General features: G+C 63.9%; 25 protein-coding genes and 1 pseudogene. 9 read left to right on the top strand and 17 right to left on the bottom strand.

The genetic code is table 11. From position 1 onward, the window contains the following. Nucleotides 1-40 precede the first annotated feature (40 nt). The 3 genes from XI05_RS39245 to XI05_RS39235 are packed head-to-tail and all read left to right on the top strand — an operon-like array spanning nt 41 to nt 1,814. Nucleotides 41-688, top strand: coding sequence for a CoA transferase subunit A (locus tag XI05_RS39245; RefSeq protein WP_035999395.1), 648 nt, complete (start codon nt 41-43; stop codon nt 686-688). A gap of 4 nt (nt 689-692) precedes the next feature. Then, nucleotides 693-1,343 (top strand): 3-oxoacid CoA-transferase subunit B, encoded by a 651-nt coding sequence (locus tag XI05_RS39240; RefSeq protein WP_271511872.1) that lies wholly within the window; start codon nt 693-695, stop codon nt 1,341-1,343. A 12-nt stretch (nt 1,344-1,355) separates the two neighbouring features. Beyond that, complete coding sequence (locus XI05_RS39235) at nt 1,356-1,814, top strand: MaoC family dehydratase (protein WP_036028008.1); 459 nt, start codon at nt 1,356-1,358, stop codon at nt 1,812-1,814. Between the two features lie 176 nt (nt 1,815-1,990). Here the strand turns inward: XI05_RS39235 and fabI are convergent, their stop codons facing one another. Genes fabI through XI05_RS39215 form a run of 4 tightly spaced genes read right to left on the bottom strand, consistent with a single transcriptional unit; the run spans nt 1,991 to nt 7,210 of the window. Then, a complete protein-coding gene (fabI, locus tag XI05_RS39230; protein WP_271511870.1) occupies nt 1,991-2,779 on the bottom strand; it encodes an enoyl-ACP reductase FabI in 789 nt (262 codons plus the stop codon). Next, nucleotides 2,776-3,990, bottom strand: coding sequence for an acetate/propionate family kinase (locus XI05_RS39225; RefSeq protein ID WP_271511867.1), 1,215 nt, complete (start codon nt 3,988-3,990; stop codon nt 2,776-2,778). Before XI05_RS39225 ends, fabI begins: the two co-directional genes overlap by 4 nt. Before the next feature lie 5 nt (nt 3,991-3,995). Then, nucleotides 3,996-4,958 carry a phosphate acetyltransferase gene (locus XI05_RS39220; protein WP_271511866.1) on the bottom strand — a complete coding sequence of 321 codons (963 nt, stop codon included), beginning with the start codon at nt 4,956-4,958 and terminating at the stop codon, nt 3,996-3,998. 29 nt (nt 4,959-4,987) lie between these two features. Next, entirely contained in the window at nt 4,988-7,210 is a 2,223-nt protein-coding gene (locus tag XI05_RS39215) for a DUF3141 domain-containing protein (protein WP_442869355.1), read from the bottom strand. Between the two features lie 157 nt (nt 7,211-7,367). Here XI05_RS39215 and XI05_RS39210 point away from each other — a divergent pair, with 157 nt between their 5' ends. Then, nucleotides 7,368-7,904 (top strand): GNAT family N-acetyltransferase, encoded by a 537-nt coding sequence (locus XI05_RS39210; RefSeq protein WP_271511862.1) that lies wholly within the window; start codon nt 7,368-7,370, stop codon nt 7,902-7,904. Between the two features lie 4 nt (nt 7,905-7,908). Here XI05_RS39210 and XI05_RS39205 read toward each other — a convergent pair whose 3' ends face one another. The 6 genes from XI05_RS39205 to XI05_RS39180 form a co-directional block, all read right to left on the bottom strand. Beyond that, nucleotides 7,909-8,373, bottom strand: a complete 465-nt coding sequence (locus tag XI05_RS39205) for a hypothetical protein (protein ID WP_271511860.1) — start codon at nt 8,371-8,373, stop codon at nt 7,909-7,911. Further along, nucleotides 8,357-9,274, bottom strand: a complete 918-nt coding sequence (locus XI05_RS39200) for a DUF2950 domain-containing protein (protein ID WP_271511858.1) — start codon at nt 9,272-9,274, stop codon at nt 8,357-8,359. Before XI05_RS39200 ends, XI05_RS39205 begins: the two co-directional genes overlap by 17 nt. Continuing rightward, nucleotides 9,271-10,932: a DUF3300 domain-containing protein gene (locus tag XI05_RS39195; protein WP_271511857.1), complete on the bottom strand. Its 1,662-nt coding sequence runs from the start codon at nt 10,930-10,932 to the stop codon at nt 9,271-9,273. Before XI05_RS39195 ends, XI05_RS39200 begins: the two co-directional genes overlap by 4 nt. Nucleotides 10,933-11,103: 171 nt before the next feature. After that, nucleotides 11,104-12,984, bottom strand: a complete 1,881-nt coding sequence (locus XI05_RS39190) for a sensor histidine kinase (RefSeq protein ID WP_271511855.1) — start codon at nt 12,982-12,984, stop codon at nt 11,104-11,106. Between the two features lie 147 nt (nt 12,985-13,131). Next, nucleotides 13,132-14,367 (bottom strand): HlyD family secretion protein, encoded by a 1,236-nt coding sequence (locus XI05_RS39185; RefSeq protein WP_271511852.1) that lies wholly within the window; start codon nt 14,365-14,367, stop codon nt 13,132-13,134. After that, nucleotides 14,360-14,785 carry a hypothetical protein gene (locus XI05_RS39180; RefSeq protein ID WP_271511987.1) on the bottom strand — a complete coding sequence of 142 codons (426 nt, stop codon included), beginning with the start codon at nt 14,783-14,785 and terminating at the stop codon, nt 14,360-14,362. Before XI05_RS39180 ends, XI05_RS39185 begins: the two co-directional genes overlap by 8 nt. A gap of 163 nt (nt 14,786-14,948) precedes the next feature. Here XI05_RS39180 and XI05_RS39175 point away from each other — a divergent pair, with 163 nt between their 5' ends. Continuing rightward, nucleotides 14,949-15,401: a hypothetical protein gene (locus tag XI05_RS39175; RefSeq protein WP_172784567.1), complete on the top strand. Its 453-nt coding sequence runs from the start codon at nt 14,949-14,951 to the stop codon at nt 15,399-15,401. Nucleotides 15,402-15,412: 11 nt separating this feature from the next. Then, nucleotides 15,413-16,213, top strand: a complete 801-nt coding sequence (gene ppk2 / locus XI05_RS39170) for a polyphosphate kinase 2 (protein WP_172784566.1) — start codon at nt 15,413-15,415, stop codon at nt 16,211-16,213. A 67-nt stretch (nt 16,214-16,280) separates the two neighbouring features. Here the strand turns inward: ppk2 and XI05_RS39165 are convergent, their stop codons facing one another. The 6 genes and pseudogenes from XI05_RS39165 to XI05_RS39140 form a co-directional block, all read right to left on the bottom strand. After that, entirely contained in the window at nt 16,281-16,733 is a 453-nt protein-coding gene (locus tag XI05_RS39165; protein ID WP_271511850.1) for a hypothetical protein, read from the bottom strand. 188 nt (nt 16,734-16,921) lie between these two features. Then, complete coding sequence (locus XI05_RS39160; protein ID WP_271511848.1) at nt 16,922-17,362, bottom strand: hypothetical protein; 441 nt, start codon at nt 17,360-17,362, stop codon at nt 16,922-16,924. 14 nt (nt 17,363-17,376) lie between these two features. Continuing rightward, on the bottom strand, nt 17,377-19,077 hold the full coding sequence (locus XI05_RS39155; RefSeq protein ID WP_271511846.1) for an aspartate:alanine exchanger family transporter: 1,701 nt from the start codon (nt 19,075-19,077) through the stop codon (nt 17,377-17,379). A gap of 17 nt (nt 19,078-19,094) precedes the next feature. Beyond that, on the bottom strand, nt 19,095-21,848 hold the full coding sequence (locus XI05_RS39150) for a decarboxylase (RefSeq protein WP_271511844.1): 2,754 nt from the start codon (nt 21,846-21,848) through the stop codon (nt 19,095-19,097). A 96-nt stretch (nt 21,849-21,944) separates the two neighbouring features. Further along, a pseudogene (locus XI05_RS39145) lies at nt 21,945-22,086 on the bottom strand (SulP family inorganic anion transporter); the annotation flags it as partial. Nucleotides 22,087-22,090: 4 nt separating this feature from the next. Further along, entirely contained in the window at nt 22,091-22,771 is a 681-nt protein-coding gene (locus XI05_RS39140; RefSeq protein WP_172784561.1) for a YoaK family protein, read from the bottom strand. A gap of 133 nt (nt 22,772-22,904) precedes the next feature. Here XI05_RS39140 and XI05_RS39135 point away from each other — a divergent pair, with 133 nt between their 5' ends. From XI05_RS39135 to XI05_RS39125, 3 genes are all read left to right on the top strand, one after another. Next, a complete protein-coding gene (locus XI05_RS39135) occupies nt 22,905-24,593 on the top strand; it encodes an aspartate:alanine exchanger family transporter (RefSeq protein WP_271511842.1) in 1,689 nt (562 codons plus the stop codon). Between the two features lie 68 nt (nt 24,594-24,661). Then, nucleotides 24,662-25,489: an alpha/beta hydrolase family protein gene (locus XI05_RS39130; RefSeq protein ID WP_271511985.1), complete on the top strand. Its 828-nt coding sequence runs from the start codon at nt 24,662-24,664 to the stop codon at nt 25,487-25,489. 23 nt (nt 25,490-25,512) lie between these two features. Further along, on the top strand, nt 25,513-26,097 hold the full coding sequence (locus XI05_RS39125; RefSeq protein ID WP_271511840.1) for an invasion associated locus B family protein: 585 nt from the start codon (nt 25,513-25,515) through the stop codon (nt 26,095-26,097). 13 nt (nt 26,098-26,110) lie between these two features. Here the strand turns inward: XI05_RS39125 and XI05_RS39120 are convergent, their stop codons facing one another. Beyond that, a complete protein-coding gene (locus XI05_RS39120) occupies nt 26,111-26,479 on the bottom strand; it encodes a response regulator transcription factor (RefSeq protein WP_271511838.1) in 369 nt (122 codons plus the stop codon). Between the last annotated feature and the right edge of the window lie 123 nt (nt 26,480-26,602).

Below are 26,602 nucleotides of genomic sequence, written 5' to 3'. Positions count from 1 at the left end.
CCGCCCTTCAGCCATCGTCGGCCGACCGGGAGTTTCGATCATGAAGGCCGTATCCGTCGAAGAAGCCGTTGCGATGATCCCGGCGGGCGCCAGCGTCATGGTTGGCGGATTCATGGGAGTCGGAACACCGGAGCGGCTGCTCGACGAGGTCGTGCGCCAGAGGAAGACAGGTCTGACCTTGATCTCGAATGACGCGGCCACGCCCGGCAAGGGCGTCGGCAAGCTGTTCGATCAGGCCCTGGTGTCGAAGCTGACGGCAACGCATATCGGCCTCAATCCCAAGGCGCAGCAGCAGATGCTGGCGAACCAGATCGCCGTCGATCTCGTGCCGCAAGGCACCTTCGTCGAGCGCATTCGCGCCGGCGGATGCGGTCTCGGGGGCGTGCTGACGCCGACCGGCGTCGGAACGCTGGTGGCCGAAGGCAAGCGTCAGATCGAAGTCGACGGCAAGCCGTTCCTGCTGGAAACGGCGCTGCGGGCACAATTCGCATTGGTGCACGCCTTCCTCGCCGACTACCTCGGCAACCTCGCCTACGCGCTCACGTCCCGCAATTTCAACCCGGTCATGGCGATGGCGGCCGACACCGTCATCGTGACGGCGGAGCATATCGTCCCGGTCGGCGTGATTGCACCCGATCACGTCGTCACCCCCGCGCCGCTCGTCGACTATCTCATCACCAATGGGTGACACCATGGATCCCCAGATCATCATCGCCCGGCGCGTCGCCAAGGAGCTGAGGAACGGCAACCTCGTCAATCTCGGTATCGGCATTCCGACGCTGGTCGCCAATTACGTGCCGTCGGACCTGAAGGTCTTCTTCCAGTCGGAGAATGGACTGATCGGCACCGGGCCGATCCCCGAGCAGGGTATGGCGCATCCGACCCTCACCGATGCCGGCGGACGTCCGATCAGCGCGCTGCCGGGCGCCTCCACCTTCGACAGCGCGATGTCGTTCGGACTGATCCGCGGCGGCCACGTCGATGTCACCGTGCTCGGCGGCCTCCAGGTCGATGCGCATGGCCATCTCGCCAACTGGATGATCCCGGGCAAGATGGTTCCCGGCATGGGCGGCGCAATGGACCTCGTCACCGGCGCCAAGCGCGTGATCGTCGCCATGCAGCACGCGGCCAAGGGCAAGTCGAAGATCGTGGCGAAATGCTCGCTGCCGCTGACCTCGGCACGCCCGGTCAACCTCGTCGTGACGGACATGGCCGTGATCGGTTTTCCCGACGGCAAGGCGACGTTGCTGGAAACAGCGCCTGGCCTGAGCGTCGGCGAGGTCCTGGCGCTGACGGAGGCCGAGCTCGCCATTCCCGACAATGTTCCGGAGATGAGGATCTAAACGGGTCAACTCATGCGAATATTCAGCGACTTCAACGAGATCAAATCCGCAATCGGCACCGAGATCGGCGCCAGCGACTGGATCGAGATCACGCAGGACCGCATCAACCAGTTCGCCGAGGCGACCTGCGACGAGCAATGGATCCATGTCGACCAGGAGCGCGCCAAGCAGGAGATGCCGGGCGGCAAGACCATCGCCCATGGCCTGCTCTCGCTTGCCCTTGCCCCGCTGTTCATCCGCTCGGTCATCGGCCTGAAGGGCCTGCGCAACACGCTGAACTACGGTGCTGACCGCATCCGATATCTCGCGCCGGTGCCGGCGGGCTCGAAGCTGCGCGGCCGGGTCACGATTGCGGAAGCAGAGGACGTGCCGCCGGACGGGCTGCGCGTCAACTACCACCTCGTGATCGAGATCGAGGGTGGCAAGAAGCCGGCCTGTGTCGCCGAATTGATCGCACTGCACTATCGGTGAATCAAAAAGTCGAAAAACAACCCCATGCACAGTAGACATGTGGCTGATTTGACTGAGGTTTCGTGTTCGCCCCGCTGTTCACCCAGAGCCGGGTTGCGTCGTCGGGCAAAACACCGGCAATATGTCACCATCGGCCCATGGGTCGCCGGACTGCTCAGCGCGGCGGCAACCCGCGCTCAATCGATGATGTGATAGCCGCCGTCGATGTACAGCACGCCACCGGTGATCAGCTTGGCGCCGTCGAGCGCCAGAAACGCGGTGGCATTGCCGACGTCATCGATGCTGACGAGGCTGCGCGACGGCGCCTTGGATTGCGCCTTGTCCATCAGCTCGTCGAACTCCGGAATGCCCGAGGCCGCGCGGGTCGCAAGCGGTCCGGGCGAGATCGCATGCACACGGATGCCCTTCGGACCGAGCTCCGCCGCGGCATAGCGAACCGCGGCCTCGAGCGCCGCCTTGGCGACGCCCATGATGTTGTAGTTCTCCACCACCATCTGGCTGCCGTAATAGGTCATGGTGAACATCGTGCCGCCGTTCTTCATCAGGGGTTCGGCAAGATGTGCCATCCGCAGGAACGACCAGCAGGAGACGTCCATGGTCGTCAGAAAGCCGTCGCGGCCGACATCGACCACGCGACCATGCAGTGCTTCCTTCGGCGAGAAGGCGATGGAATGAAGCAGGAAATCGAGTTGCCCCCACTCCGACTTGATCCGCTCGAAGACCGCTTCCGTCTGGCCTTCGACCATGACGTCGAGCGGCAGGAAGATCGGCGCTTCGAGCGCCTGCGCCAGCGGCTCGACGTGCTTCTTGGCGCGGTCGTTCAGATAGGTGACGGCGAGATCGGCGCCCAGTGCGCGAAACGCCCTGGCGCAGCCCCAGGCGATCGACTGGTCGTTGGCGATGCCGACGACGAGGCCCTTTTTCCCCTTCAGGGCGACCTTGCTGTCCGGAAATACTGGAATCATGACACCCTCTCTTGTCTGGAATCGGGCGAATGGCCGCTCATCAACAGCGTCAGCGTGTGCTGCGCGATCATGAGCTCCTCGTCCGTCGGGACGACGTAGACCGGAACGAGACTCGTCCTTGTCGATATCAGCCGCGAATGGCGCGTGTTCTCGGCAGGGTCGAGTGCCACGCCGAGCCAGCCGAGCTGCTCCGCCACACGCGCGCGGATGCCACTCGAGTTTTCGCCGATGCCGGCGGTGAAGACGAAGGCATCGATCCCCTGCAGAGCCGCGGCCAGCATGCCGGCATTGAGACCGATGCGATAGACGAAATAGTCCACCGCCAGCTTCGCTTTTGGATCAAGGCTCGTCTCCAGCTCGCGCATGTCGTTGCTGACCCCGGAAAGCCCCTTCAATCCGCAATCGCGATAGAGAAAATCCTGCACCTTCGATGCCGTCATTCCCTTCTCCGACAGCAGATACAGCACGACGCCCGGATCGAGCTGGCCCGGGCGCGTGCCCATCGGCAGCCCGTCGAGCGCGGTGAATCCCATCGTGCTCTCGACGCTCAGCCCATTTTTCATCGCGCACATCGACGCGCCACTGCCGAGATGGGCGACGATCACCCGGCGCTTTGCGATGTCTGGCGCGATCTGCGGCAGGGTCCTGGAGATGTACTCATAGGAGAGCCCGTGAAAGCCGTAGCGCCGCACACCTTCAGCGTGGAGCTGGTGGGGGATGGCGTAGTGATCGGCCAGCGGACCGTGCGTGCGGTGAAACGCGGTATCGAAGCAAGCGACCTGCGGGATCGCCGGGAAATTGGCCAGGATCGAGCGGATCGGCGCCAGATTGTGCGGCTGATGCAGCGGCGCCAGCGTGACGAAACGCTCCAGCCGCGCCACCACGCCGTGGTCGATCAGAACCGGCCGCTCATAATCAGGCCCGCCATGGACGACGCGATGCCCGACCGCCAACGGATGGATACGCGCTTCGTTCCGGAGCCATGTCCCCGCGATGTCCATCGCCGCCGGCACGTCCGGAATGGCCTCGATGGGATAGGCCCGATCCGCCATGGGATCGTTGCCTGGCCTACTTGCCCGCAAGCGCGGCCGGCTGCCGATGCCGTCCACCTGCCCCTTGATCAGGCGGCGCAGAATGCCCTCTCCCTCGATCGCAAAGACCTGGAACTTGACGCTGGATGAGCCGGCGTTGACGACGAGGATGCTGTCCATGGCGGTCACGCCGCGATAGTCGGCGCCTTCTGGCGCCGCGCGTGAGCATAAAGTGCAGCAACCGCGCAGGACGCCATCCGCGCTCTTGGGCTGTCCGCACGCGAGGTCAGGACCACGGGTACACGCGCGCCGAGCACGATGCCGGCGCCGTCGGCCTTGGCGAAATAGGCGAGGTTCTTGGCCAGCATGTTGCCCGCTTCGAGGTCGGGCACGACCAGGATCTGAGCGCGGCCGGCCACCTCGGACTTGATGCTCTTGATCCGCGCCGATTCGAGGTCGATCGCATTGTCGAAGGCCAGCGGCCCGTCGAGCACGCCGCCCGTGATCTGGCCGCGATCCGCCATCTTGCAGAGCGCCGCGGCCTCGATGGTGGAGGGAATTTTCGACGTGACGGTTTCGACCGCGGAAAGGATGGCCACCCGCGGCGACTTGCCGAAGCCCGCCTGATTGTAGAGGTCGATCGCGTTCTGAATGATGTCCCGCTTGGCGTCCAGATCGGGGAAGATGTTGATCGCGGCGTCAGTGACGAAGATCGTCTCGGCGTAGGCCGGCACATCCATGACGAAAACGTGGCTGATGCGCCGGTCGGTCCGCAATCCCCCGACCTTGGCCGTGACGGCCCGCATCAGCTCGTCGGTGTGGAGGCTGCCCTTCATGAGCAATTCGCCGCGCGCGGCATGGATCAATTCGACACCCTTCGCGGCGGCATCGTCGCTGTGTGCGGCATCCACGATCTCATAACCCGCGATGTCCAGACCGAACCTGGCAGCCGTATCCCTGATCTTGCGCTCCGACCCGACCAGGAGCGGCCGGATGATGCCGGCAGACGCGCTGTCGACGGCGCCCCGCAAGGATGTCTCGTCGCAGGGATGCACGACGACGGTCGGCGTCGGCGGGATCGCCTTGGCCGCGGCGATCAGGCGGTCATACTTGCTGGGAGACTGCGTGGCCGTCGCATCTGCTGACATGATGTCGCTCCCGATCCTCACAACCCGCGTTACGATGCCTTCGCCTTGGGATCGAAAGGGGCAACGTTCGACGCCCTTTCGGAACCGTCCGCGGTCTCGAGGCCAAACAGGCCAGCGATCTGCCGCAGCCGGTTTGCGCGCTCGCCCGTGACGTCCGCACTGGCCGACAGCACCCGCTCGATCGCTTCAAATGCTGCGCGACGAGCGTTGACGTCGTCAGGCAGCAATTTCGGTATTGCGGCGAGCGCCCATTCTCGATCGAGCAACAGCATGAAGAACTGCTCCCGTACCAGCATCTTGAACTCGGCAAGCGACATGCGTGCGCCGCCATGATCCCTGCGAACCTGGCGCAGAGCCTCGATGCTGCGTTCGTCCACCATCCCCCGTGCCGAGCCGACATAGAGCAAAGCGCGCAGCGCCGCTTCACGGAGGCCGCCCTCACCGATCCGCGACTTCAGATCGGCGATGCGCTTTTCGAGCATGGCGCGATGCTCGGCGGACATCTCACGCCGACGCGACGGTGTGGACGTCGGGTCGATCCCGACCGCCGCCTGGAGCGCCGGGGATCCGTAAACGCTGAGGAACATCGCTTCGCTGAGCGCCTCCTGTGAATCGCGCCAGCTGTCGAGGGCGTGAACGACCTGCTTCGAGATCTGCTCCTGGAACGCCAGGAACGGATTGTCCGCAGCGACCGGCTTGCGCTCCTCGGCGGCCTTCTCAGCCAATGATTTCACCGCCGCCATATAGGGATTCTGGCTGCTGAACAGCTCGTATTGCAGCCGCAGCGGATGCATGTTGTGAGCCCATTCCGCCATCCGTGGTGTCACCATGCGCTTGACCCACGGCTGGACGAATTTCTGATAGGCCGCCAGGTTGATTTCCGAAATCCGCTTGGCGGTGGCAAAGCGTCGCTCGTCCTCGGGCGAATTGCCGCCCATGGCGCGGATGTCGTCGAGCGTCCGTGCCTCGCATCGCATCACCCACTGGCCGACGACCAGATCCGAACTTGCGGTTTCCTCGTCCTTCGCCTCGAATGTTGCTTCATAGAGCCCGGGCGGCAGAACGTCGATGAGGTCGATGTTGCTGGAAAATTCCGCGTGCTCCTTCTTGGCAACGCCGCCGGAGACGAAGATGCCGAGATGGCCGATGCTCTGGTGCACGGTGTAGACGATGGTCTGGCCGTAGGCTCTGATCTCATCGACATCGGCATAGCAATCGAGGATCCAATGCAGCGCCTGCTGCGGCGGCGTGATGTTGTCGCCCTCCGAGCAGAACACCACGATCGGGGATCTGATGTTGCGAAGATCAACCTTCCGGCCATCGGACATTTCGATGTTGCCGGCGGCGAGGTTATTGCCGACGAACAGCTCATCGACGATGAACTGAATCTCCTCGGCGTTCAAATTGACGTGGCCGCCCCACCAACGCTCGAATTCGAGGTAACGATCCGCCTCGCTGTCGACCTTGGAATAGACGTTGTACTGCTTGGTCCAGAGCGTATTCGACGGGTTCTGGTTCTCGAAGTTCTGCACCAGCCATGCGCCGTCGAACTTGCCGGCGCCGAGATCAGACGTCAGGGCCGTCAACCAGCTTCCGCCAAGTAGCCCGCCCGAGTAGCGCATCGGATACTTTCCGTGCACGCCGGCCCAATAGGCCAGCGGCGCGCCGGCGATGATCAGCGGGCCGAACAGCTCGGGACGCAGCGAGGCCAGGATCATGACGGCCCATCCGGCCTGGCAATTGCCGATCACGCAGGGCTTGCCGTCGGCATCCGGGTGAAGGCTCATGACCTTTTCGATGAAGATGGCTTCGGCACGCGCGATGCGCTCGATGGTCTGACCGGGCATCGGGTCCGGCAGGAATCCGATGAAGTAGCAGGGATGGCCTGCCTTCATCGCCACCCCGATCTCGCTGTCGGCCTTGAAGCCGCCGATGCCGGGGCCGTGGCCCGCACGCGGGTCGACCACGACGAACGGCCGCCGGCTCATGTCGATCTCGACGTTGGCAGGCGGAACGATGCGTACCAGCGCGTAATTGACAGGTTCGGCGAGCTGGCGCCCGTCCATGATCAATTCGGCCGCATATTGCAGAACATGCGGGGCGGTTTGCGCGACATGCTGCCTGTACTGATCCCCGCGCCGGCGCATGATATCCAGGAACAGGACACTGCGCTGTCCCGCATCGACCAGGTATTCGACTGCCGAGGCGACCAGCCCCGACATGGGGCCGCCCGGAATTTGTACGCTGTCCATGGCCATGCTCTCGACCTCTCCGTCGCCCTCGCGCATTGACGGCCCTGGGCGAGGACGAACGTTGATCTAGGTCAAGATGATCTGCACGCTTGGGAGGCGTTATCCTGCATTATAAGGCATGAGACCCGGCTGGACGGTTTGGACGAGCAACATCGTCATGTCACAAGCTGCAACTTACAGCGTGCAAACCGTCCTGAAGGACGGCACTCCGATCCAGATCCGCGCGCTTCGCGCCAGCGACGAGGCGGATATGCTCGCTGCCATCGCGCGTACCGGCCCGCAGTCGCTGCAGAGCCGGTTCTTCGTTTTGAAACGGCACTTCTCGGAGAAGGAGCGCGCCTACTTCATGGACGTGGATTTCAGCAATCACGTTGCGCTGGCCGCTCTCGCCGAAGAACAGGGTCGATACGCCATCATCGGCGGGGGCCGGTACGTTGTCGTCGAGCCCGGTCAGGCCGAGATGGCCTTCGTCGTGGTGGATGCCTGGCAAGGCCGTGGCGTAGGCTCGCTGCTGCTGAGGCACCTGACGGACATCGCGCGCGCGCAAGGCGTACGAGAGCTCACGGCCGAGGTTCTGTCCGACAACACGCCCATGCGCAGCGTGTTCGCGAAGGCGGGATTCAGGCCTGGACGGAGTGAAGATCCGAGAACGGTGCGGCTGTGGCTCTCGCTTGGGTCCGCGCGGCCGGCCTGAGCTTTCACCTCAAAACGATCGTGATCTGACTGATATTGGCCGCCAGCTCGAGCCCGGCCTTCGGGCCTTGCAGCACCATCGTTACGCCCTTTTCGTTGCGGAGGTGCACACCGTTGGCACCGCCGACCAGCGCAAAGCCGCCGCCGACGGAACTGTAGGTGCCGGCGAAATCACCGACCTCCCGGATGCCGGATGCCCAGCCGTCGAGACGGCCGAGAGTTGCACCGACCGTGATGCCGAAACTCAGGCCGCTGACCTTGAAGGGATAGGTCTTGCCCCGGTACGTCAACACGCCGCTGCCGGCGCCACCGCCGACCAGGAGGCCTGCCTTGACGATCTTCACTCTGACCTGACCGGCCGCCTGCGCGAAGGACGGCGTCGCCGGCAGGCTCAGCCCGAGTGCAAGCAGAAGCAGCGCGATCAGGCGAAATGCGCGTCGGCGCGCTCGCCACTTAGGGTTTTGCTGCATCGACCTTCTTCCAGGTCTGGTCGGGATCGAACAGCGTGATGCGCTGCGCGATGAACTCGGTGCGCTGGCCGAGATCCTTCTGATAGACGACGCCGTCATGATTGACGAGGAAGGTCATGACGCCCGAATTGCCGTATTCCGCCGGCCAGGCGATCAGGCCGAAGCCGCCAATCATCTTGCCCTTGACGACGTAGTTGAGTGCGCCGCCGGGCGCGTCCCGCCCCTGGCCTTTGAGAATCCGGAAGTAATAGCCGTGATAAGGTTCAGGTCCGACGTCCCCGCCGCGATAGCCCTCCTTCGAGGCTTCGGCCGCGAGCGCACCGAGCGGGCTCGGGTCACTGTCGTCGCGCCAGAACAGACCATCCTTCTTGCCGGGCGAGGAGACGATGCGCTGCGCGTAGACGCCGACGCCCTCGCCGCGGTCCTTTTCGGCATATTCGTTTTGCGCGTCGACGAAGGCGAGCGCGGTCTGGATCGCGTCGAGCTCGTTGCGGCCGATGCGACGGCGCAGCACCTCGATGCGTCCCGCGTCGGTGTCGAACGCCCAGCCCGTCCTGCTGTTGACCAGCGGAATCGGGAACGGGAAATCGTCGGGCCCGAGGATCAAGGTAGCAGTCTTGTTGCCCTCCGCCTTGATGCCGTGCTTGGCGTCATACATGGAGGTGAAGCGCTGACGGATGTCGTTGTCGGCGACCTCGTCACCGGATGAGACGATGTCCTCCGCGTTCCTGCCGAGCACCTTCAGAATGTCCCTCGGGCCGCTCTTGACCGCGGCAGCAAGGGCAGAGGCGGCCTCTTCCGGTGTCTTGTAGGATTCCTGCGCGAGAGACGCCGATCCGAGCAGCGCGAGCGCGAGGACGCCGGGCACCAGCGCACGGTTAAACGATTTCAGACCAGTCATGGCATAATCTCCGCAGGAATCTTCGCGCCGCCGGCGAGCCAGTCGCGATAGGTGCGGAACGTCAGCCCGAGTTTCTCGTAATGGACGCGCAGATAGCCATCGCTGCCGCGCGTCACGGCATCGGGCATCACCTGCTCGACCTCCTGCGCCATCACGCCGACATAGGCCTTGCCGCTGCCGATATAGCTGAAGCGATAATAGCCAAGGCCGTTCGAGAGATGACCGAGCAGGACGATATCATGCTTCAGCGCGATGTCGGAACGCCGGCCACCGCCGCCACCGCCGCGGAAGCCGCCTCCGCCGCCGCCACGCATCGCCATTCCACCACCGCCGCCGCGTCCGGCAAAGCTCGGTCCGCCGCCACCGCGCGGCATACTCGCCATGCTGGCGCGGCCGCGCGCGGATGCCGCGGCAGCCGAGCGGCCGGAGGAAACGTTCATGGCGCCGCCGCGATTGCCGCCGCCGCCACGATTGGCCGCACCGCCGCCGGCGCGGTTCGCCGCCTTGGCGCGATCGCCGCCGCCTTTGCTCGCGCCCTTGGCACGATCACCCGCACCGGCACGATCGCCGCCGCCGGGCCGGTCGCGCGTACCTGCGCTGGGGCGATCGCCCGCGCCCGGACGGTCGCCACGATTGCCGGCGCGATCACCTGGACCGCCGCGATCACCCGCACGATCTCCCGCCCGGTCCCCGGCACCCTGGTTGGGGCGCAGCACCTGGTTGCCGTCGCGGCCACGGAAATCCATCCGGTCGGACACACCGGCCTTCAGATTGTTGTTGCCGAAGCGCTGCTGAACATTGCTGTTGTTGTAGCGGACACCACCGCGATGCGCCGGATTGTGCTGCCAGCCATTGCCGATGTTCGTGGTGCGATGGTTGACATAGACGTTGCGGTTGCCCCAGTTGCAGCCGCCGCCCCAGTAATTGCCCCAGCGTCCGATCGCCCAGGCCGTGCCGAAGGCGATGCCGGCCGCGACCATGCCGGCGCCGATATAGGATGGGTAGCCCCAATAATACGGCGGATATTCCGCATAGGGCCAGCTGCCGTAGACCGTCGACGGGTCGTAATACGGCACGTACATCGCCGCGGGATCGGCCTGCTGGATCACGACGACCTGCTTGCCTTCCTGAGATTGGACGCTGACCTTCTGCTGCTTGGTGGTGACGAGCTTCTTGTTGTCATAGGCCTTGTTGCGCAGACGCTGGATCGCGTCCATCACGTCGGGCTGCTGCGCGAGGAAGGCATCGCCCAGCTTCTTGGTCCAGTCGAGCTGCTCGCTCATCATCGCGAGGACATCGGCGGTGCTGGCCAGCGCCTTGACGCTGTCGTCCCAGCCCTGCTTATCCACTTCCGTCTTCAGCGCATCGCCCTTCAGGCTCTTGCGCTCCTTCAGCCAGCGGTCGGCCTGCACCACTTCCAGCGGATAGGTCGAGGCGGCCAGTACATTGGCAAGCAACTCGTCGGGATAAAGCGCGATCGGCGCGACGAGGGCCTCGAGCTGCTCGGGCTTCAAGAGCTCGGCCGTCGGCGCAGGCGTACTGGCAGGCTGCGCCTGCGGCGCCGGCGCTGCAGGTGTCGTTGTGGTCTGCGCCGTTGCAGCGACCGAAGTCGCCATCAAGAGCGCCAGTGCCATCAGGGTCGTGCCGCAACGAAACATCACATCCTCCGTCTGACTTCCAGTGCGGGAGGATCAAGCCGGGGCGCAGGCATTTGTTGATCGAGATCAACGAAACGAGGCCGTCGCGGCTGCTGCAGCGCAAGGACGCACGAGCATTCGACAAGGATTTTCGGTCGAGACAGCCCGACCCTGAACGACGCGCATCATCTCTCAGCGCGCGATCGGAAGCCGGATCGTGAACAGCGCGCCGCCCGCAGGCTGGTTCGCAGCAGCGATCGTGCCGTGATGGGCCTCGACGATGGTCCTGGCGATCGCCAGTCCCACGCCCATGCCATGCGGTTTCGTCGTAAAGAAAGGATCGAAGACGTTCGCGACGTCGGAGGCGGCCATTCCAGGCCCGGTATCGCTGATCCTGATTTCGGCCTGATTGCCGGCACGCAGGGTCGCGACGCTGACCTCCCGCTTTCCGGTGTCCGCATCGGAGATCGCATCCAACGCGTTGATGATCAGGTTGAGGAGGACCTGTTGAAGCTGGACCGGATCGCCCTTGACGTGAAGGTCGACCATGACCGGCAGATAGCTCAACGTGATCCGGCGCCCTTGGGCGAGCGCCTTCACGAGACCAATTGCTTCGCGCACCGTATCGTTGAGCTCGATGTCCTTGACCTCGAAGGGGGTCTTTTTCAGAACGCTGCGCAGCCTGCGGATCACCTCGCTCGCCCGTTGGTCGTCCCTTCTGATGTCGGCGAGGATCTGCTGGAGCTCGACCAGATCGGGCTGGGCAGCCCTCAGCATGAGCTCTGCCGTTTCGGCATTGGTCAGAATCGACCCGAGGGGCTGGTTCAGTTCATGCGCGATCGAGGTCGTCAGCTCGCCAACGGCCGAGTAGCGGTTGACGTGGGCGAGTTCCGTCAGCCGCTGACGCGATTCGACTTCGGCGACCCGCCGGCGGCGACGCTCGTGCAGGAGGCCGCTGATGAGTCCGGCCTGGACCAGGAATACGGCCGAGATCATCAACATCTGCCAGTGATAGCGCTGCCAGATATTCGGCTCGCGAAACAGGATGGTGCTTCCCGGCGGCAGGCGACTCTCGCTGATGCCCCAGCGCTGCAACTCCCGCCAATCGTATTTAGGAGCGGCATATGCGATCGGTTCAATTCTGACGTTTGCAGGCTCTTCCCCGCCCAGAATTCGCAGTGCCGCATCGGCGGTCTTTTGGCCGAGTTCAGGAATTGAATGCATCGGACCGCCGACAATGTCGCGTCCGAAAAACGACTCCTCAAAGCAGAAAATTGGGGCGTTCGCGACGGCCTGAAGGCGATGCAGGGCGAGATTTCCATCATGAACGACACCCGCCGCGTCGACCGACATCAACCCCCAGAACAGAACCGTGTGCGGGGGAAGCGTCGATGCCCGTTTCAGGATGTCCTCGAACGAGAGATCGCCGTACCAGACGAACGAAATTCGGCCTTCGAGTGGCTTGACGTCCCTCTTGACCTCTTCGAGCCAGAATTTCTCCAACGCAGACGCGCCAATGACGAGGGCTATCGTCTGAGTGTCCGGCAGCACCTGCAGAACGTTGCGGAAGGCCGTGACAAATTCGTTACGGACTGACACTACCGCGTCGTTCCGGGTCAGGCGTGAGCGGTCGATCAATCGTTCCTCGACTGTCGTGAGGACCATTGGCGCCTTCGGAAACAGCTTCTCGCGATGCCTTTGCACGAATCCGGCCGCTGGCCCGCCAATGCTCATCACGATGTCAGGTGGCCGCCCTTCGTACAGCGAGCCAAGATATTCGACGAAGGGCCCCTCAGGACCTGGCGCGATGAACCGGGCGGTAAGAAGTGTATGTTCCTGGATATCGAGCGGCCAAGGAGAGCGCTCCTCGAGATTGGTCTTGATGCTGCGTGCGTACTCGCTCCAGGGCAAGAAATCGCGCCCGAAGGAATGCAGCATCAGCACACGCTTGGGCTCGCTGCGCGGTGCCGGGGCCGGTTGCGCGCGCGCAGGACCGCATAGCGTGCACGCGGCGAGCAAGAGGCCGAGACAAAGCCACGCAGCCGCAACCGGCCTGACCGCATCCCTGGACATGCGCCCGCTCAGCTCCACTCCCCGCAGCTTTCGCCGGCTGCGATCTCCGGCAATTTTAGCGCGGATTGCAGCGCACGGACAGCCCCGAGGCGGGCCTCAGCAGCGCGTGACGACCCGCCCATAGTCTGGTCCGTCCGCTTCTCTCGTTCAATGGCCGCCGCTCAGCACGAGTGTCTGGATCGGCAGCAACAGCGCCTGAATGCGCAGCAGCAGCGCATGCACGAGGCCGACGCCATCCACGACGTGCAGCGCGATCCTCCGGCTGGTCGGAGTGTCCTTGGCCGAGATCTCCTCGTGGTTGCTGGTGTAGGCATTGACGACGCAGCTCGAGCCCGGCGTGACACCGTCGAGGCCGCCTTTGTAGAGCGGCTCCAGGAACACCAGGATCGTACCGGGGCGGACGGCGTTCTGCGGATCGATGAGCTGCTCGCCGGAGCGAAACTGTCCTGCCGCAATGTAGTCCTGCACGGCCGTGATCACCATCGGGATGATCACCCATGGCTTGGAGATGCAGGTCGCTTCCGCGACCATGCCCTCCTTCATGACCTGCGCCTCGATCTGGCCGAAACCGGCCTGGAGCGCCTTGCGGCCCGCGCCCTCCGGAACGAGAACGCCGGCCGGACGCATCAGCTGGTTGACAACGTCGCCGGGGCGAACCAGGAACTGCTCGACGCGGCCGTCGACGCCGGCGCGCACAGAGGTCTTGTCGAGATCGACTTGGGCTTGGTCGAGCGCGGCTTCGGCGGTGGCCTTTTGGGCCGGCAGCAAAACCGAGAGCTGCAAGGACGCCGACTGCCTCGCCGCGGTCGCAGCGTCGATGCCGGACTGGCGCTGATCGACCAGCACCTGGAGCTTGTCGATGTCACGCTGCGGAACGATGCCGGGGTTGCGGCGCTGGAGCTCGGTCTTGACCTCGAGCTCGTCCTTGGCCTGCTGATAGTTGGCCTTCGCCTCGCCGAGCTGCGCTTCGGCCTTGGCCACTTCGGCCTGCGCCGTCTGCATGGCGGCATCGACCTCCGCGACTTTGCGCTTGGCCGTCTCGAACGCAGCCTGCTGCTTCGAGCTGTCGAGCGTGAACAGCACGTCGCCCTTCTTGACCGGCGCGCTGAACCCGACTTTCACCTCGGCGACACGGCCCGAGCCTTCGGGCAAAATCGGCACGGTGCGGAAGTACAACGTCGCGGACGAGGTTGCGGGATGGAAGTAGAAGATCATCGTAATCAACGAGATCGTCAGCATCAGACAGGCGGTGATGCCCCAGCGCAACTCGTACCAGATCGAGAAGAAGGTGATCTCCTTGCCGAAGCGCTTGCCCTGGGCGTAGCGACGGTAGAGGTAGTCAGGCAGGATCGTCACCAGCGAGCAGATCAGCAGCTCAAGCATGGCTGTGCTCCTTCTCCTTGGCGGGTCCCTGCTTATCCTGCAGAAGCGGCGTCGCCGCGGCCTCCGCCTGGACTTCCCCCGTATCGGAGGCCGGCGTCGCGTCTGCGATCTTCTCGACAGACCCTGCAATGCTGCGTAACGGCGTGCCGAAATCCGGAAGATCGATCATCGCAAGGAGCAGGCCGGCGATCCAGAAGATGTGCATGTGCGTGAACAGCGAGATCAGACCGAGCACGGCGACGAACTCGAACTGCAATTTGTGCGTTTTGTGCGCCATCCGCTCGGGCAGGCTGTGCAGCTTCCAATAGAGCGTGCCGACCCAGAGCACGGTCGCGATCAGGAATATGCCCATCACCACCATCAGCGTGTCGGTCCCGCTCCCCGGTGCGAGATAGAACGGCAGATGGTGCGGTGCCATCGGATGAAGCTGCTCGCTCAAACGTCTCTCCCGGTCAAGACATGCATGTGCAGCACTGTGTGCGGATAGGTCCGCGTTTGCTTGATTTGAATCAAGGGAACGCTTTGCTCCGGACCTAACGTTTTCTGCGTGCTGATTGGATAACCATCAGGAGCCGCCCGCCATGCCCGGCCTAGACGATCTCATCCCCAACGCCGCCCAGATCCGAAAGGAAGCCGCTCTCAAAGAGGCTGAAAAGGCGGAGGAATATGTCCGCCTCGCCGCCGCCGCCGAGGCCGAGAAGCGTGCCTTGATCGAGCGCCTGAGCAAGCCGTCGGGCAAGACCGAGGAAGAGAAGATCAAGCTCGCCTCGACCATCATCCAGCGCGCGGTGCGAAACGGCCTGACGGAAGTGCTGGTCTATCGCTTCCCCAACTCGCTGTGCACGGACAAGGGCCGCGCCATCAATCAGATGGAGAAGGGCTGGGAGAACACCCTGACCGGAATCCCCAAGGAGATCTTCCAGCTCTGGACCGATTACCTGAAACCGCGCGGCTATCGCATCGCCTATCAGGTCATCGATTTTCCCGGCGGCGTGCCGGGCGACATCGGCGTGACCATATCCTGGGACGATTAGGACGGGTAGGCATGGCCAAGGATGCAGCTGCGGAGCGGATGAAGCGGAAGGATTACGAGAAAGAGCTCGAGAAGCTGCAGGTCGAGCTGTGCCACCTCCAGGACTATGTGCGGGAGAACAAGCTCCGGGTCATCATCCTGTTCGAGGGCCGGGATGCCGCCGGCAAGGGCGGCACGATCAAGGCGATCACCGAGAAGGTCAGCCCGCGCGTGTTCAGGGTCGTCGCGCTGCCCGCGCCATCCGACCGCGAGAAGACGCAATTGTTCTTCCAGCGCTACATGGAGCGGTTTCCGGCCGGCGGCGAGATCGTGATCTTCGACCGGAGCTGGTACAACCGCGCCGGCGTCGAATACGTCATGGGCTTCTGCACCCCCGCCGAGCACGAGCGCTTCCTCAACCTGTGCCCGCAGATGGAGAAATACGTCATCGACGGCGGCATCATCCTGATCAAGATCTGGCTCGAGGTCGGCATGGACGAGCAAGAGCGCCGCTTCAAGGCCCGCATCGACGACCCGGTCCGGCAGTGGAAGCTCAGTCCGATGGACCTGGAATCCTTCCGGCGGTGGTACGACTATTCGCGGGCGCGCGACCTGATGCTGAAGAAGACCAGCACGAAGGAAGCACCCTGGCACATCGTCCGCTCCGACGACAAGCGAAGGGCGCGGCTGAACTGCATCGCCCACCTTCTCGGCGCCATCCCCTACAAGCGCATCAAGAAGGACACGATCAAGCTGCCGAAGCGCTCCGACAAGGGACGCTACAACGACCAGACCAGCCTCAAGGGGATGAATTTCGTCGCGCAGCGCTATTGAGCAGCATCAGGCCGCGAAAGCGCGATGCGATGAGGATGAATCGTCATCGCGCTTTGCCGTCAATCGCTCAATAGCCATACCGGTTTTGCTGCGGGCAGACCCAATTGCCGTAGGTGTCCTGATAACAGCTATTGTTGTAGTAGCCGTAAGCGCCGTAAGCGCCCGCTGCTGCGGCCCCAACCGCGGCGGCGCCGGCCGCGCGGCCCCAGCCGTAGCCGTAGCCAGGACGATATCCCGGATAACCGGCGACCGGACGACCCGGGCGACCTGCGACTGGATAGCGACCGGGACGACCGGCTATCGGATGAGCAGGGCGCGGACCTCCGGCGACGCGGTGCCCGCCATGGATGCGGCCCGCGTGAACAGCGCCACCGCGGACACCTCCGCCATGAAAGCCACCTGCACGCGCTCCGCCGCCATGAAAGCCGCCACCACCGCGACGAGCGAAAGCATCGTCGGGAATGAGGCTGACGGTGAGCAGGACAAAGGCCGCAAGAGCAGCCAGAAGATAACGAAGCATGGCATCTCCTCCTATGATTGGGGTGCCATCACTCGCTGTTGGATGATGCCGCCGCACGACCGCGATAGGCACCCAACGATAAGGTCGGGTACCGATCCGATTCGAGCTTGATTTGAATCAACAAGACGAAGGCTTTGTGAGGTGGGCTCCTGCAGCGCGCACGTGAACGGGCGCGCTGCGCGGCCCGTTCAACTCGATTTCAGACGGATTGTGACGCCGCCGACGGCAGCCGATACTTCCGCGCCGACCTTGGGACCGCTGAGCTGGAGGATGACGCCATTGCTGTTCTGCAACTGAACCGCGCCAGCACCTGCGGCGATTGCCCCACCCGCTCCTCCCACGGCATAGGAGCCTTCGATGGATGCCGGCCCCTTCAGATTGAGGGCACGGCCGACGAACTTCGTCGTCGACGCCCCGATGGTGAGGCCCACGCTCATGCCAGACACCGTGAACGGATACTTCTTGCCCCGGTAGACCAAAACGCCCTCTCCGCCACCGGCGCCGACGATGAAGCCACCCTTGGTGAAGACGACCGCAACCTGGCCGGTATCGGCACGCGCCGATGTGCTGAAGCCGGCAACGGTTGCGAGCGAGGCGACCAGGACGGCGCCGAAGATCAGTTTTCTCATGACGTGTCTTCCCCTTATTGAGCCAGGATCATGGCGAAGTAGCCGAAGATGGTGAGAAGGATGCCCGAGACGGCATAGCCGACCGGGAATCCGATCCAGGGCACGGAGCTCTGGATCTCGACCGCGGCCTCACGGCACGGGCCGGAATGCGAGCGCGCGCCTGCAACGCCGCCCATCAACACCGCCGGATTGATCTTGAAGACGTGGAATCCGATCGCCCAGACGATGAATGGCGGGATCGTGCACGCGATGAAGCCGACGATGAAGATCTTGAGCGCGAGCGCGCCGGTGAGCTGAGCCAACAGGCCGGCGCCAGCATTGACGCCGACGATCGCGACGAACACGACGAGGCCGAGATCCTCGAGCACGTTTCGCGCCGCATTCGGCGTATTGCCGAAGAAGCGCAGACGCGACACGACCGAGGACACGATCACGCCGGACAGCAACAGGCCGCCGGCATTGCCGAGCCCGACCTTGGCGCCGAAGGCCGGGAATTCGATCATGCCGATCAGGAAGCCGATGATCATGCCGACCGACAGGGTCAGCAGGTCGGTCGAGGTGTTGGCGCGCGCGATGCGGCCCCACATCTCGCCGAGCTCGTTGACCGCCGACTTCAGGCCGACCACTGAGACGATGTCCATGCGTTCCAGCTTGGTCTTGAGACCGGCCGGGATCTGCACGCCGCCCCGCTCGACCTTGGTCACCTGCAGCTGGCCGGCGATGGCCGTGTCGCGGAAGGATTCGAAAGTACGCCCGACGACGTCCTTGTTGAAGACGACGATTTCAGCCTGGTCCATGGGTATACCGAGCGTCTTGGCGTCGGCGACCTCCGGACCGATCAGGCCCATCTTCTCGGTCAAATGCTCGGTCGAGCCGCCCAGCGCGACGATATCGCCCTTCTGCAGCACGAGCTCGGGATCTGCGCCCTGCGGCTCGCCATTACGCCCCACGTTGACGATCCGATATTCCGGATTGATCGCGCGGAATTTGGCGATGCTCATCCCGACCGTCGCGGGATTCTCCAGCCGGTAGGCGCGCAGACCGAACTGACGGTAGCCGGTCAGACCGCCGCCTTCGAGATCCTTGACGCCGAACTCCTGCTCATACTGCTTCGCGGCGGCCTTGGCATCGACGCCCCACCAGCGCGGCAGATATTTGCAGATCAGGATGATGCCGACGGTCCCCCAAATATAGGTGATGCCGTAGGACAAGGCGATCATGCCGGAAGCTTCCTCTGGCTTCATCCCGGCAGGCAGTTTCACGACACCCGACGTGACGGCCTGCTCGGCCGAACCAATCGCCGCCGACATGGTCTGCGAACCCGCCAGCATGCCGCCGGCCGCACCGGGCGGCAATGCGAAGAGCTTCGCCCCAAGCACGACCAGTGTCAGGCCGATCACGCTCGACACCACCGCGAGGAACAGGAACTTGATTCCGTCGCCCCTCAGGCTGTTGACGAAGGATGGACCGACGCGCAGGCCGACGCCGTACATGAAGAGATAGTAGAACAGGCTCTTGGCAAAGTTATTCAGCTCGAGCTTCACGCCATAGCTGGATGCCCAGACCGAGAGGCCCGCGCCGACCACGATGGCACCGGCGACCATGCCGAGGCCATAACCCTTGATGCTGGCCCGGCCGATATAGACGGCGAGACCGACCACGAAGAACAGCAGCAAATAAGGGTACTGCTGCAAGAATTCGAAAAATGCCTGCATGTTCGTCCCCTCCCGGCCTATGACGCGGCCTTGAGCTTTGGCTGCGCGCTGGGCTTTGGCCTGCCGAGCGTGGCCAAGGCTTCAGTCCGTACGAGTTTCAGCCCTTCCTTGGCGTCGTAACCATGGATCTCCTTCACATCGAGCTTGCGCATGAAGTCGATGGTCTCCTGGGTGATGACCTGGCCGGGCACCATGATCGGGAAGCCCGGCGGATAGGGAATGACGAAATTGGCCGAGACGAGCTCGGGACCGGCCTTCAGCCGCCGGTCGATCTCGGGATCGTTGAGGCGAATGTGCTCGCAGCCGGCAACGTCATAGGCCGCGTAGAAGCCGCTGCGGATGTCGCCTTCATTGGTCTTGGTGCCGGCATCGCCGCGGAAGCTCGGGTGGAAATGCGAGAAGTTCGGCAGGTCGGGCACGTCCTTCATGAGGCTCGTCACCCGTGCCTCGAAGACCTTCCGCGCATTGGCACCGCCCTGGGCAAGGCCGCGATCGATCTCGCCCGCGATCTCGGCGAGCACACGGACGAGATGCGCGACATCGCTGCGGGTGTTGTTGATGTTGGACTGGACCAGCACCGAGTTGCGCGAGGTCTTGTTGACCTGGATGTTGTACTCGTTGGCGAGAATGCCCTTGAACTGCGTGCCGTCATAGCCGGCCATGCCGCACACCAGCGTCATGCGGGTCGGGTCGAGACAGAACTCGTCCTCGTTCAGGCTCTTCAGCGTATTCGCCCAGTTGACGCCGGGGGCGAGGAAGTCGGTGAAGCCGCTCTGGCGATACTGCGCCGGCACCATGGCGTCGGCACCGAGGATGCGGAAGTATTTCGAGATCAGCGGATTGTTGTTGACTGCCTGGCGGATCGCGAACGCAATCTCGATTGCATTGGCGACGAGGCCATAGCCCTCCAGCTCCATCTGCCGCCGCGAGATGTCGAGGCTGGCGATCAGCTGCTGGTTCGGACTTGTCGAGGCGTGGGTGAACACCGCCTCCTTGAACTGCTGCTCGACGGTGTGGAATTCGACGTCCTTGACCGAGAGCATCGAGCCCTGGCGGATCGCCGACATCGACTTGTGGGTCGAGTTGGTTTGGTAGACGCGCAGCCGGATCTGTCTGGGATCCGGGATCAGGCGGGTCTTGAGCAGCGCCTCCTCGGACGGGTTCTTGCCGAGCTCGGCCTGCTGCTTCTCATAGGCCTCGACCGACTTGGGATGGCGCATCCATGCCTCGATCTCGTTGGCGGCGCCAAGTCCAGTGCGGCGGCGCAGGAACGGCGAGAACCGCGCGAAGCCGAACCAGGCTTCATCCCAGAGGAAGATCAGATCGGGCTTGATGGCGAGGCATTCCTCCATCACCCGCCTTGTGTTGTAGATATGGCCGTCGAAGGTGCAGTTGGTCAGGTCGACCATCTTGACGCGGTCGAGCCGGCCGTCGGCCTTGGCGCCCAGCAGCGCCTGCTTGATGGTCTTCAGCGGCACCGCGCCGTACATCGAATATTCCGTCATCGGGAAGGCTTCGACGTAGAGCGGCTGCGCGCCGGCCAGCACCATGCCGTAATGATGCGACTTGTGGCAATTGCGGTCGACGATCGCGATGTCGCCGGGCGCCAGCAGCGCCTGCACCGCCATCTTGTTCGACGTCGAGGTGCCGTTGGTGACGAAGAAGACGCGATCGGCACCGAGCGCCCTCGCCGCCTTCTCCTGCGCCTTCTTGATGTTGCCGGTCGGCTCCAGCATGCTGTCGAGACCGCCGGTGGTGGCGCTGCTCTCGGCCAGGAACAGGTTCGGGCCGTAGAACTCACCCATGTCGCGGATCCAGTCGGACTTGAAGATTGACTTGCCGCGCGCGATCGGCAGCGCATGGAAGGTGCCGATCGGACGCTGCGCGTATTTCTTGAGATTGTCGAAGAACGGCGTGTCGTAGCGATCCTGGATGCCTTCCAGGATCGACAGATGCAGTTCCAGCAGCTCTTCGACGGAATAGAAGATGCGGCGGACCACATCCGCCTCGGGATTGCCCGCCAATTCCTCCACGTCCCGGTTCGAGATCATGTAAAGGTCGAGCTCGGGCCTGACGCGCTTGATGATCTGGGCGAGCCGCAGCGCCGAGGCATCGGTTTCGTCGTTGAGACCGGCCGTGGCCATGATCGAGCGCAACACCGGCGCATCGTGGCGCGAACGCAGGCCGAAACCCTCGTTGATGATGACTGCTCCGATGTTCGGATTGAGCATCGTCGCACAGAAGGCGTCCTCCAGGCTGCCGACGATCACAGGTTCGTAGATGAACGCGTCGACCGGGCGCCGCAGCTTGCGCCATTCGGCGGCCAGCGCCGGCCACTGGCTGGATGATACGCCGGTGACGATCAGGGTCTCGAAATACGGCCTGCGCGCGCTGTGCGCGCCAAAGGCCGGCGGCACCAGTTCGGGTGCGTCACCATTGTCGTCGTCCTTGGCGTTCCAGTCCCCGGCATGCTGGCGGAAGGATCGGGTCGCCAGTGCCTGGGCAATTCTCGTCGCAAGGGCGAACGATGACGCGCCGTCGCCGGCGGCCGCAGCTTCCCGCAGCGCCGCCATGAGGTGCGGACCGGGATAGCCGTGAAATTCTTCGGTGATCGAAAGATCGGCCAGCGCTGCGTCATAGGCTGTGCGATTGCCGACGCGCGCCCAGGTCTTTGCTGCTTCCACAAGGTCGCGCCAGTCGTCTGCCCGTGCACCGGGGCCGGAAAAGAACTGGTCGATGCGCTTCTGTGCGGGCTTGGCCTCTTTGGACATCTCTCTCTCCCGATCCTTTTACCGAAGGTGATGCGGGATCGTGGGTGCGGCGCGGGTCGCTCCGTTGATCCAAGTCAACGGTCGCATGCATTATGCGACCGCCAGCGCCAGCGGCGTCCGTCCGCCGGCATTGTCATTCAGCGCCGATTGCGACAGGCCGCCCGCAACGGGATAGCCATGGCCGAAGGCGGCCGCGAGGTTCGGCGCCCAGTCCCAGAAACTCCTGACGGACATCGAGCGGTTCATCGCCCGTCCTCCGAACGGGACGCTTCGCAGCGCAGCAACACAATCAACAGCGCGACCACGGGCAGGCCCAACGCGAGATCGGGAATGTTCTTGGTGGCAAGAGCGCCGGCCGCGGCACCGAAGCCGAACACGGCACATAGTGCGAAGAAGATGCCCGAACGCCGCAGCGTTCCCAGTGGCGCGCCCCCTGCTGCGACTGCGAAGACGTTCTCGATAGCCTGACGCATATTGCCGGTGATCATCACCGTGCTGCACGCTGTGCCTTCGACCTTGAGGAACATCGCGGCCTGCATCGCCGCCACGGCGGAAATACCGAGCGTTCCGGCCAGATCGGGCAGCCGATTATGCAGAATACCGATCGCTATCAAGAGCAGGATCTCGATCAATGTGCTGATCGCGCTGGCCCGCTCGCCCGCGACGCGGCGCAGCCAGGCTGCAAGCACGATTCCGATCGCGAAAGCCAGTATTGGCGGAACGAAGTGCAAGGCCTTCGCCCAGTTGCCGGCCGTCGCATAGACCCAGAGGAAAACCAGATTGGCGGTCTGGGCGTTCGCCATCACACCGTGGATGATCCAGGTATAAGCGTCGATATAGCCGCCGGCAAAGGCGAGCAGCAGGACGATCTCGACTGTCTCATCGCGGCGGATCGCGCCGGCAGCGACGTCAAAGGTACTCATGTCGGCAATACGGGCTGTCGCGCACATTCCATCGCGTCATAGGCGACGCCACGTTGCCGCGAAGGCTTGATCTGGATCAAGCAACACCCCCGCCGCCATCAATCAAATCACGCCAAAGCGCCGGGGGAATGCCATGGAAACCGTCAGGTGGATCATTGCCACCGCACCGGAAATTTTCCTGCTGCTCGCGATCGCGATCGGCACCATCCTCGGCCGCATCAGGATCCGCGGCTTCTCGATCGGAACCACCGCCTGCATCCTGATTGTCGCCGTGCTGATCGGACAACTCGGGAGTTTCACGTTCCCGCCGATCCTCAGGGCGATCCTGTTCAGCCTGTTCGTGTTCACCATCGGCTACCGTTCTGGACCGGAATTTTTCGCTTCGCTGAGCCTGCGGACCCTGGCGCAGGTCGTGCTGGCGCTGGTGATCGGCGCCACCGGGCTCGTCCTGGTGCTCATCTTCGCTCGTGTCTTCACGTTGGAGACAGGGACAGCGGCGGGACTGACGGCCGGGGCGCTGACGCAATCCTCGGTGATCGGCACCGCATCTGGCGCCCTGGCGCAGCTCGGCCTGCCGAGCGACGTGCTGAAGCAGCAGGAAGCCAACATCGCGGCGGGCTACGCAGTGACCTACGTGCTCGGCTACATCCTGACGCTCCTTTTCGTGCCATTCATCGCGCCACGGCTGATGCGGATCGATCTGAAGGCAGAGGCGAAAAAACTCGAGGCGGAGCTCGCCGGCGGCGCGCCGCCAAAGACGGAAAACCTGTCCTATCGCAAATTCCAGGCCCGCGCCTATCGCGTGTCGGCCGGCGCTGGTCGTGCCATCGGTGCCATCGAGGCGGAGATCGGCGGCCGCACGGTCGTGGAGCGGATCGTTCGCAGCGGGGCCGACATCAAGCCGCAGCAGGACACCGTGCTCGAGGCCGGCGACGACATCGTCATGGCCGGTCCGACCGCGGCGATCGTCGCAGCCAAGCCGATTCTCGGGGCCGAGATCGACGCGGGGGAACTGCTGCGCAACCTGCCCGGCAACGTGATCGAGGTGCTCGTCGAAAACCGCCAGCTGCACGGCCGCTCGCTGCGCGAGATCGTTGACCGGCTCGGTGACAATACACGCGGCGTATTCCTGCGTGCGCTGACGCGCATGGGCCGCGAAGTGCCTCTCGGTCCCGACACGCGGGTCTACCTCGGCGACGTCATGACGCTGGTCGGCAGCACCAGCAATATCGCGCGGGCAACGGCGCACGTGGGACACGCCCTGAATACGAGCGACCGCACGGACATCGCCTTTCTCGCCGCAGGCATCGCAGTGGGTCTTCTGGCCGGCCTTGCCAGCTTCAAAGTCGGCACTGTCGCATTGACGCTGGGTGGCGGCGGCGGCGCGCTGATCGCAGGGCTCGTCTGCGGCTGGCTGCGGACGCGCCGGCCCGGCATCGGCGCAATGCCGCCGGCGGCGCAGCAGACCCTGAGCGACATCGGCCTCGGCGGCTTCATCGCGGCGATCGGACTCGGCAACGGCCTCGCTGCCTGGTCGGCGATCCAGGCCCACGGCCTGTTGCTGGTCGGCATGGGCATCGTCGTCACGCTGGTTCCGATGGTGGTCGGAACGCTCGTTGCCTATTATTTGCTGCGCATGAACCCCGTCGTGACCTGCGGTGCGCTCGCCGGCGCGATGACGGTCGATGCCGCCGTCACCGGCGCCTGCGACGTTGCCGAGAGCCAGACACCGGTGCTCGGCGTCGCCGTCCCCTACGCGGTCGGCAATGTCGTGCTCACGGTACTCGGCCCGATCGTCGTGGCCGCAACCTACGCAGGTTGAGGGAGGCGGGGATGCGACGCGGACCTGCCTTGCTCCATTCTCTCGCGATCACCTTCCTCGCCCTCTTCATGGCCGTATCGCCCACGCGCGCCGGGGACGAGGTCCGCATCCAGGAGGAAATCTGGGCGCTGCCCCTGCCGCTGCCGATGTTCGCCTATCTGGTGCGCCCGGTCGGCGACGGACCGTTTCCGCTGGTGATCATGAACCATGGTGTCTCGCTCAACCCGACCAATCGCAGCTTTTTTCCGCTGGTGGAATTTCGCGACGCCGCCAAATGGTTCGCAAGGCGAGGCTATCTCGTCGTGGCGCCGGTCGGCAGCGGGTATGGCGCAGCAGCGATCGATATCCCCGAGCGGGCGCTCTATGGGCCGTTCTTCTCGAAGGTCGGCAAATGCACCAATCCGAACTTCCATGACGCCGGCCTTGCGATCGCCCAGGTCGATCTCTGGATCATCGACTATATGGCCGCCGAGAAGCGCATCATTCCCAAAGACGTGATCGTGGTCGGGCAGTCCGCCGGCGGCTGGGCTGCGATCGCCCTGTCGAGCATGAACCCGCCGCAGGTGAAGGCCATCATTGTCTTTGCCGGGGGCCGCGGTGGACGCGTCGATGGCAAGCCGAACAACAATTGCGCGCCCGACCGCCTGGTCGAGGCTACCGCCGATTTCGGCCGCACATCGCGCGTGCCGATGCTGTGGATCTACATCGGGAACGACACGTTTTTCGGTCCCGAGCTGTCAAAGCGCATGCACGCTGCCTTCATCGCCGCCGGCGGCCGGGCCGAATATCACCTGATGCCGCCGTTCGGCAACGAGGGACATTTCTTCATCGGTTCGTCGGATGCGGTTCCGCTCTGGTCGCCATTGGTCGCCAAGTTTCTCGATGCGCAGAACTGAGTCTCGATCTCGGAGTTGCAGCGATGGCCCGTGCTCTTGATTGTCTCTCTGGCCTTCTGGTTGTTGCAGCAGTCGGGGCCGCCACGATCGCTGCTGTCGCTTCGCCCAAGGCGGCGCAATCCGAAAAGCCCCCCGAGGTCGCGACGCGCGGCCAGCGCGAAGCCAACGACATCAGCTATGGCAGCTGGCAAAAATTGTGCTTCAAGGCCGGCGGCGCACCCACCCTCTGCCGGACCTCGATCACCGGCCGGTTCCCGACCGGGCAGACGGCCGTGCGCGTCGATCTGATCAAGCGGGAGGACGCGCCCACGGCCCGCCTGCAACTTTTCGTACCCGTCGGGATGTACCTGCAGCAATCACCGAAACTAGCCATCGACCACGGTGCCGCGTTCCGCATTCCTTATACCTGGTGTCTCACCAATCTATGCATCGCGGCCGACGTCGTGGCGCCAACAATCATCGCGGAGATGGAAAAGGGTCAGACGCTTCTGCTCGAACTCGTCGATTCCAATCTTCTTGCCCTGACGACCTCGATTCCCTTGGCGCAATTTGCCTCCGCTCACAAGGGGGCGCCGTCCAGGACACTCGAGCAATATGTCGACGAATGACGGCCGCGCGGAGCTATAAGACGAGGGCGCGCTCCACGGACTCGATCAAGGACTGCGCCGCAAAGGGCTTGATGAGATAGGCGATGCAGCCTGAGGCAATCGCCGCGGCGCGGTTTGCCGGGCTGTCATTGCCGGTGACATAGATCACCGGCGCCGCGATGCCTTTCTCAGCTAGGCTTCGCCGCACCTCGATGCCGGACTTTGCACCCAGATTGACGTCGAGGATGATGCAGATCGCGGTGTGGAACCTGCCGTGATCGAGCAAGGCGCTACCCGTGTCGAACAGGGTGGTAGCGAAGCCGTATCCTCGCAGGAGCCTGTCCATGCTGGTACGCATGGACAGATCGTCGTCTACGACAAAGACGGACTCGCGCAGGGGCAAGGCGACTTGCCTTTCTGGAAGACCACGGTGGGATATTGGATACGATCGCTCCGCGTTCTTTGCGCGGGTGTATGTGCATTATAGCACACAGCTCGCCGCGCACTGTCAACACGTCTTGGCATT

The sequence above is a fragment of the Bradyrhizobium sp. CCBAU 11357 genome (assembly GCF_028128865.1).
GTDB lineage: Bacteria > Pseudomonadota > Alphaproteobacteria > Rhizobiales > Xanthobacteraceae > Bradyrhizobium.
Note: the sequence above shows the minus strand (reverse complement) of the source record. Positions and strands in the feature narration are given on the sequence as shown.

Excerpts from the sequence above, each read along its gene's own strand:
- XI05_RS39205 (WP_271511860.1), bottom strand. The coding sequence starts at position 8,373 with ATGCAGCAAAACCCTAAGTGGCGAGCGCGCCGACGCGCATTTCGCCTG.
- XI05_RS39195 (WP_271511857.1), bottom strand. The coding sequence starts at position 10,932 with ATGTTTCGTTGCGGCACGACCCTGATGGCACTGGCGCTCTTGATGGCG.
- XI05_RS39240 (WP_271511872.1), top strand. The coding sequence starts at position 693 with ATGGATCCCCAGATCATCATCGCCCGGCGCGTCGCCAAGGAGCTGAGG.
- XI05_RS39140 (WP_172784561.1), bottom strand. The coding sequence starts at position 22,771 with ATGAGTACCTTTGACGTCGCTGCCGGCGCGATCCGCCGCGATGAGACA.
- XI05_RS39210 (WP_271511862.1), top strand. The coding sequence starts at position 7,368 with ATGTCACAAGCTGCAACTTACAGCGTGCAAACCGTCCTGAAGGACGGC.
- XI05_RS39160 (WP_271511848.1), bottom strand. The coding sequence starts at position 17,362 with ATGAGAAAACTGATCTTCGGCGCCGTCCTGGTCGCCTCGCTCGCAACC.
- ppk2 (WP_172784566.1), top strand. The coding sequence starts at position 15,413 with ATGGCCAAGGATGCAGCTGCGGAGCGGATGAAGCGGAAGGATTACGAG.
- XI05_RS39200 (WP_271511858.1), bottom strand. The coding sequence starts at position 9,274 with ATGACTGGTCTGAAATCGTTTAACCGTGCGCTGGTGCCCGGCGTCCTC.
- XI05_RS39135 (WP_271511842.1), top strand. The coding sequence starts at position 22,905 with ATGGAAACCGTCAGGTGGATCATTGCCACCGCACCGGAAATTTTCCTG.
- XI05_RS39225 (WP_271511867.1), bottom strand. The coding sequence starts at position 3,990 with ATGGACAGCATCCTCGTCGTCAACGCCGGCTCATCCAGCGTCAAGTTC.
- fabI (WP_271511870.1), bottom strand. The coding sequence starts at position 2,779 with ATGATTCCAGTATTTCCGGACAGCAAGGTCGCCCTGAAGGGGAAAAAG.
- XI05_RS39150 (WP_271511844.1), bottom strand. The coding sequence starts at position 21,848 with ATGTCCAAAGAGGCCAAGCCCGCACAGAAGCGCATCGACCAGTTCTTT.
- XI05_RS39220 (WP_271511866.1), bottom strand. The coding sequence starts at position 4,958 with ATGTCAGCAGATGCGACGGCCACGCAGTCTCCCAGCAAGTATGACCGC.
- XI05_RS39180 (WP_271511987.1), bottom strand. The coding sequence starts at position 14,785 with ATGGCACCGCACCATCTGCCGTTCTATCTCGCACCGGGGAGCGGGACC.
- XI05_RS39155 (WP_271511846.1), bottom strand. The coding sequence starts at position 19,077 with ATGCAGGCATTTTTCGAATTCTTGCAGCAGTACCCTTATTTGCTGCTG.
- XI05_RS39165 (WP_271511850.1), bottom strand. The coding sequence starts at position 16,733 with ATGCTTCGTTATCTTCTGGCTGCTCTTGCGGCCTTTGTCCTGCTCACC.
- XI05_RS39215 (WP_442869355.1), bottom strand. The coding sequence starts at position 7,210 with ATGGACAGCGTACAAATTCCGGGCGGCCCCATGTCGGGGCTGGTCGCC.
- XI05_RS39130 (WP_271511985.1), top strand. The coding sequence starts at position 24,662 with ATGGCCGTATCGCCCACGCGCGCCGGGGACGAGGTCCGCATCCAGGAG.
- XI05_RS39175 (WP_172784567.1), top strand. The coding sequence starts at position 14,949 with ATGCCCGGCCTAGACGATCTCATCCCCAACGCCGCCCAGATCCGAAAG.
- XI05_RS39235 (WP_036028008.1), top strand. The coding sequence starts at position 1,356 with ATGCGAATATTCAGCGACTTCAACGAGATCAAATCCGCAATCGGCACC.
- XI05_RS39190 (WP_271511855.1), bottom strand. The coding sequence starts at position 12,984 with ATGTCCAGGGATGCGGTCAGGCCGGTTGCGGCTGCGTGGCTTTGTCTC.
- XI05_RS39125 (WP_271511840.1), top strand. The coding sequence starts at position 25,513 with ATGGCCCGTGCTCTTGATTGTCTCTCTGGCCTTCTGGTTGTTGCAGCA.
- XI05_RS39185 (WP_271511852.1), bottom strand. The coding sequence starts at position 14,367 with ATGCTTGAGCTGCTGATCTGCTCGCTGGTGACGATCCTGCCTGACTAC.
- XI05_RS39245 (WP_035999395.1), top strand. The coding sequence starts at position 41 with ATGAAGGCCGTATCCGTCGAAGAAGCCGTTGCGATGATCCCGGCGGGC.